Consider the following 5,570-nt stretch of genomic DNA (forward strand, 5'->3'; position numbering starts at 1 on the left):
CCGCCCACCCTGGATGATTTCCCCGTCAAGGCGCGCGACACCATCCGCTACGGTGACACCGACAAGCTCGGCCATGTGAACAACGCCGTCTTCTCCACCTTCCTGGAGACCGGCCGCACCCGGCTGCTGCTCGATGCCCCCCACAAGGTGGCGCCGGAAGGGGCCGGCTTCGTCATCGCCCGCCTGGTCCTCGACTACCGCGCCGAGATGCACTGGCCGGGGGAGGTGGAGATCGGCACGGGCGTACTCTCGGTGGGCAGAAGCTCGGTGTCCATCAAGCAGGCGCTGTTCCAGAACGGCGTATGCACCGCCACCGCCGAGACCGTGGTGGTGCTGTTCGACACCACCAACCGCCGCCCCCTGCCCCTGCCCGACGCGAGCCGCGCCGTTCTCGAAGGCTATAGGGTGCGGTAGGGCGCGAGCCGTCGCCTCTCCCGCTCCCGGTCTCGGCCCCAAAGTTTTGCGCTGAGGCACACCGCCTGCGCGCGCCGCTTTGCTCCGGCCGGAATTGTGCTCTAGATAGGGGGCCGACAGCCCCGGATGTGCCGTGCGCCTTCTGCCTCTTGCCTTCACGCTCCTCGTCGCCACCATTCTCGGGCTCGGCGTCACCTGGTTTTCCGTCACCCACTCGCGCGGGCTCGATGTGGTGCGCGCCGGGGCCTGGCAGGGCTGGCCGCGCGCCGGCACGGCCAAGGCGGACCCTTACGCCCGCGCCGCCTTCGCTCGCTCCGGCGAGCTGCCGCTGGAACTGGCCGACGGCCTGCTCTTCCTGGCCGCCGCCGATGACGCCGGCAAGCCCATCGACGGGCGCTGCGAGACGCGCATCGTCGGCGTCCTGCCCCAGGCCCGGCTGTGGACGCTGACGCTCATGGACCAGGACGGCCACCTCATCGCCAACGATGCCGGCCGCTTCGGCTTCACCAGCGCCGAGGTGGTCTATCGCGACGACGGCGCCATCGACGTGCGCCTGTCGCCCCGTGCCCGCGCGGGCAACTGGCTGCCCACCGGCGCGCGGCCGCGGCTGAAGGTGGCGCTCCGCCTGTATGACGCGCCGTTCTCCTTCGCCTCCGGTGCCGCGGACGCGGCCGTCCTGCCCAGGATCACGCAGGAGACCTGCCTGTGACGACGCTGGACGACCTGCGCGAGGAAGCCACAACCGTTGCCGGGCGCCTCACCCGACGCGCCGGACGTTTCATCGCCAGCCTGCCGCGCCCGCATCTCCCCCGCCCGCGCCTGTCGCGGCCACGCTTCGGCTCGCCCGCGCAGGTGTTGCTGTTCGTCGCGTTTGCGGTGGTGCTGGGCGCCATCGCCCACATCGTCTCCATCCTGGCCATGCCGGCGTTCGCCGAGCGCAACGCCTATGCCCGGCTCTCCGAGCGGATGGAGTCCAACGTCCTCACCCTGCTGCCGGACCCATCGCCCCAGGAGCAGGTGCTGCCCATGATGGACCCCGCCTTCGTGTCGGCGGTGTGCCTTTACGATCTGTCGGAAGCGCCGCTGAAGGTACGGGTGCCGGCGACCGCCGACTACACCTCGGTCTCCTTCTATACGGCGGAGGGCCTCGCCTTCTACGCGCTCAGCGATCAGGCCGCCGGCAAGGTGATCGAGCTCGACCTCATGACGGCGCGCCAAAAGGCGGCTTTGCCGGAAGATGAGGAAATCACCGCCGCCGACCGGCTGGTGATCGAATCGCCCGCCCTTGAGGGCATCGTCGCGGTACGCGCGTTCGCGCGCGAGCGCGGCACGCGGGCCATCGTGCGGCGCCAGTTGGAAGCCGCCACCTGCACACCGTCCAACTAATCTCAGAGCGCGATCCGAGCTGATTGGGCCAGCCTGCCCGGTGAATCGCCCTCTCAATCAGAGATCGGGAACGCGTTACCCGAGCAGCTTGCGATGCAAGCGGATCGGCGCGCGCGCTCTAACGCATGTTCGGCAAACACCGGTTCGCAGAACATGCTCTAAACCTTTGTTTCATCGCAATTCCGGACGCAAAATCGCTTCGCACTTTTGCTGGAATTGCTCTAGCGGGCACGCCGGCCGTTGTTGCTGCGGGGCACCGGGCCGGGCAGATGCGCATCGTACCGTTCCACACGCACCACCGGCAGGATCACGATCTCGGCGCTTTCAGTCCGGACCTCGTCCGCATCCCGGCTGCGGGCGGCGGGGCGACGCGCCGCCAGGGTCCACGCGTCGGGGAACGCAATGACAGTGCTCATGCTCTGCTCCTCCATCGAGAGCCGTGATCACAACGTCGCTGGCGTCCTTATGGTTTCCTGCACCTGAACGGCGGATTAACCGATCATGGCGGGCGTGCCCCGCCACCTCCCTCCTGTCGACCCCGTTTGCGCTTGCCTCACGCCTTGGCCAGATCCAGGAAATGCCGGCCGGCGCGGTCCTCGATCTCCACCACGAAGATATCCGGGTCGAACTTCAGTTCCCTGGCGATGCGCGCGTCCGCATCCGCCTCCGGCCGGCCGGGCTCCACCAGAACCGAGAACAGGCGATCGCCCGGGAAGCCTTCGTCGAAGGCGCTCTGCGGCGCGGGACCATAAAGGGCGGAGGTCCCGTCGAGGCGGGAGACCTTGACGAAGATGGCCCCCGCCTCCTCCGAGCCCCGGCGCACCACCACACCATAGGCGCCTTCCACCTGGGCACGGCGCAGAAGCGCGGAAACGAAGATGGCGCTCTTGAGCCGCATTCAGTTGACCGTGACGCCGGAGACCGAGGCCAGTTCGCGCACGAGCTTGTCGCTGACCTCGCCGTCGGCCGTCATGTTGCGGTCGCGCTGGAACCGCTGGATGGCGGTACGGGTCTCGCCGCCCGGCCGGCCGTCCACCTTCAGCGGGCCGTAGCCGAGCTTCGCCAGCGCCTTCTGCACGGCGAGGAGGCGCGGAGAGGCGGGCACGTCGCTCGGCGGACGCACCGCCCCGGTCACATCAGACCCGGCGCCGACGCTGGCCGGCGGACGGCGCGGCACGGGATCGGCATTGGCCTGCGCGGTCGCGCGGCCGGCCGCCGCCGTGCCGGGCACCAGCGGCACCGGCGTGCCGGTCACGGTGGTGCGAATGGACAGGTAGCCGAGCGCGCCATCGGTGGCGCCGCCGGCGGACGCGGGGGGCGCGCCGGCGGGACTGTGCGGCGGCAGCGGCACCGTGGTGCGGCTGGTCTTGGAGCGGTCGAGGGCCTGGATGGCCCCGGCCGGACGCGCCTCCGGCAGCGGCGCGCCGGCGGGCGGCGCCTGCAGCAGCAGGAGGTTGACGAGGAATGCCCCGCCGGCGGCAAGGGCCACGCCGCCGGCCGCCATGTCGAGACGGCGCAGGCGCCGTTCCTCGTTCGCACGGGCGCTCGCCGCCAACGGGTCTACCGCCGTCGGCGCGTCCTCGCCCAATCCCCCCGCCATGACCGGTTCCGCCTTCATGCCATCCTCTTCGCGCGCGTGTCGTCGAGGCGGGCGGGAAACGGCGCCACCACGCCCTCGCCCCGCACCGCCGGCTCAGCCGCAAGCGGCAATGTCACCGTGACGCTGGTGCCCCGCCCCGGAGCGCTCTCCACGCGGAACGCGCCGCCGTGCAGCTTCACCAGCCCCTTCACCACCGCGATGCCGAGGCCGCTGCCCCGGGCGCGCTGGGTGCAGTCGCCGGCCTGGAAGAACGGCTCGCCGAGCCGGGCCACATCCTCCGGCCGCATGCCGGGGCCGGTGTCGCGCACGCGGATGGCGACCGCCTCGCCCTCGCGGCGCACGCTCACCTGCACCCGGCCGCCCTCGGGCGTGAATTTCACGGCGTTGGACAACAGATTGAGCACGATCTGCTTGAATGCCCGCCGGTCGGCATCGATGGCGGGCAGGCGGGGCGCGAACACCGTCTTCACCGCCACGCCCGCGCGTCCGGCATCGATGGCCACCATTTCGGCGCAGCCGGCGACGAGGGCAGCCATGTCCACCGCCTCGCGTTCCAGCTCATAGGCCCCCGCCTCCACCCGCGAGAGGTCCAGAATGTCGTTCACGAGACCGAGCAGATGCTGGCCGCTCTCGTGGATGATGCGGGCGTAGTCGGCCTTGCGGGCGTCATCGAGGGGGGCGCCGGTCTCGGTGGCCAGCAGCTCGGAAAAGCCGAGGATGGCATTGAGCGGCGTGCGCAGCTCATGGCTCATGGCGGCGAGAAAGCGGCTCTTCGCAGCATTGGCTTCTTCCGCTTCGGCACGGGCGCGGGCGGCGTCATCGGCCTTCAGCCGTTCGGCCGCCGCCGCCTGCCACGGCGCGCGCCAGACGATACGCACCTGGCCCGAGCGCAGGGCGGTGCAGCGCGCTTCCACGGTCATGAAGGCCGGAGCGGCCTCCGCCTTGCCGTCGCAGCGCAGCCGCAGCTCGCAGCGCTGCGCCTTGCCGTGGGCCGCGGCCTGCACCGCGGAGAGGAAGGCCGGCCGGTCGGCGACCAGCACGCGCTCGAACAGGGCGAGGCCGGCAAAAGCGGAAGCCGATGCGTCGGCGAACGGCCCCTCCATGGCTTCCACCATGGCCACCTCGCCGCGCAGGCCGTGGCGGGTGACGAGGAGGGCGTCGTCGGGAATTTCCTCGCTGGCGCGGGTGGCGGCGCGGGCAAGCCCGCCAGCCACCGCTGCCAGAGCGGCGGAGACGAGGCCGGTGGCGACCAGAGCCGTGGCATTCAGAAACGCGCCCTGGACCAGGCCCGTGACCTCGGCCAGCAGCACGATGGCACCGCAGCCCAGCGCCAGCACACCGAGGCCGGTGAGCGTGGCGCCGGTGACCCGCCCGAGCACCGCAAGACGCGGCAGGCTCTCGCCGCCCGCACCCCGCGTGGGGCCGGGACGGGGATCTGCCGCCGCTTCGCCGATGCCGAGGTGACGCACGCCGCCCCCTGTCAGATGCCCGCACCTGCGGGCCGAATGCCTGAAAACCTGTGCGCCGGACCCCGGCGCCTGGGGACAGACCCTGCCACGGCAGGCTTTAAGCGAACGCTAAGCCGGAGCGGCATCGCCCGCTTTCAGCGTTAACGATGTCTTGAAATGTGCGCCCTTTCGGCAGCCCTGCCGGCCCACGGAGGCGCCCGCTCTGGTATTTTGCAAAGGCGCCGGCATCAGGCCCGCGCGTCATGACGAGGGAGCCATGTTCTTTCTGCTGCGCCTCGCCTTCTGGATCGGCCTCGTGCTGCTGCTATTGCCGCTCGGCCTCAAGGGCACCGACGGCAAGGAGGTGAGCGTGTTCGACGCCTTCGGTGCCGTGCAGGCGCTGGTGGCCGACCTCAAGGGCTTCTGCGAGCGCCAGCCGCAGGCCTGCGCCGTGGGCGGGCAGATGGCGACCCACCTCGTGGAAAAAGCGCAGGTGGGCGCCAAATGGCTCCACGATTCCATCGGCTCCGCCCCCGCGGGCGAGGGCGCGCCCCATCCGCCGGCCGCCCTGCCGGGCGCAGGTCAGGCGGGCGCAGGTCAGGCGGGCGCGCTCGATCTCTCGCCCCAGGATCTGCTGCCGGTCTGGGGCGGCGGCGAGAACGGCCGCACCGTCCTGCCCCAGGGCGGCACCCAGGGCGGCGCCCAGCCCGCCACCCCTGCGG

8 protein-coding genes are annotated in these 5,570 nt (G+C 71.3%); 4 read left to right on the forward strand and 4 right to left on the reverse strand.

From position 1 onward, the window contains the following. The 3 genes from K9U41_RS21510 to K9U41_RS21520 form a co-directional block, all read left to right on the forward strand. The coding region (locus K9U41_RS21510; protein WP_349237865.1) for an acyl-CoA thioesterase at nt 1–414 on the forward strand (414 nt) is incomplete at its 5' end. A gap of 133 nt (nt 415–547) precedes the next feature. Further along, the gene (locus tag K9U41_RS21515) at nt 548–1,123 is read left to right on the forward strand and encodes a DUF1214 domain-containing protein (protein WP_282642887.1); all 576 of its coding nucleotides are present in this window, start codon (nt 548–550) and stop codon (nt 1,121–1,123) included. 143 nt (nt 1,124–1,266) lie between these two features. Beyond that, nucleotides 1,267–1,800: a DUF1254 domain-containing protein gene (locus K9U41_RS21520; protein WP_432715842.1), complete on the forward strand. Its 534-nt coding sequence runs from the start codon at nt 1,267–1,269 to the stop codon at nt 1,798–1,800. A gap of 221 nt (nt 1,801–2,021) precedes the next feature. Here the strand turns inward: K9U41_RS21520 and K9U41_RS21525 are convergent, their stop codons facing one another. The 4 genes from K9U41_RS21525 to K9U41_RS21540 form a co-directional block, all read right to left on the reverse strand. Continuing rightward, nucleotides 2,022–2,216 (reverse strand): hypothetical protein, encoded by a 195-nt coding sequence (locus K9U41_RS21525; RefSeq protein ID WP_282642889.1) that lies wholly within the window; start codon nt 2,214–2,216, stop codon nt 2,022–2,024. A 137-nt stretch (nt 2,217–2,353) separates the two neighbouring features. After that, on the reverse strand, nt 2,354–2,698 hold the full coding sequence (locus tag K9U41_RS21530) for a DUF1491 family protein (protein ID WP_282642890.1): 345 nt from the start codon (nt 2,696–2,698) through the stop codon (nt 2,354–2,356). Further along, nucleotides 2,699–3,418, reverse strand: coding sequence for a peptidoglycan-binding domain-containing protein (locus K9U41_RS21535; RefSeq protein ID WP_282642891.1), 720 nt, complete (start codon nt 3,416–3,418; stop codon nt 2,699–2,701). It abuts the gene before it with no gap. Next, the gene (locus K9U41_RS21540) at nt 3,415–4,869 is read right to left on the reverse strand and encodes a sensor histidine kinase (protein ID WP_282642892.1); all 1,455 of its coding nucleotides are present in this window, start codon (nt 4,867–4,869) and stop codon (nt 3,415–3,417) included. Before K9U41_RS21540 ends, K9U41_RS21535 begins: the two co-directional genes overlap by 4 nt. Nucleotides 4,870–5,125: 256 nt before the next feature. On the opposite strand from K9U41_RS21540, the gene K9U41_RS21545 reads away from it, so the two are divergent. Next, nucleotides 5,126–5,570: DUF5330 domain-containing protein (locus tag K9U41_RS21545; RefSeq protein WP_282642893.1), on the forward strand; the 445-nt coding region annotated here is incomplete at its 3' end.

The sequence above is a fragment of the Xanthobacter autotrophicus genome (genome assembly GCF_029991245.1).
In the GTDB taxonomy this organism is placed as follows: domain Bacteria; phylum Pseudomonadota; class Alphaproteobacteria; order Rhizobiales; family Xanthobacteraceae; genus Xanthobacter; species Xanthobacter autotrophicus_C.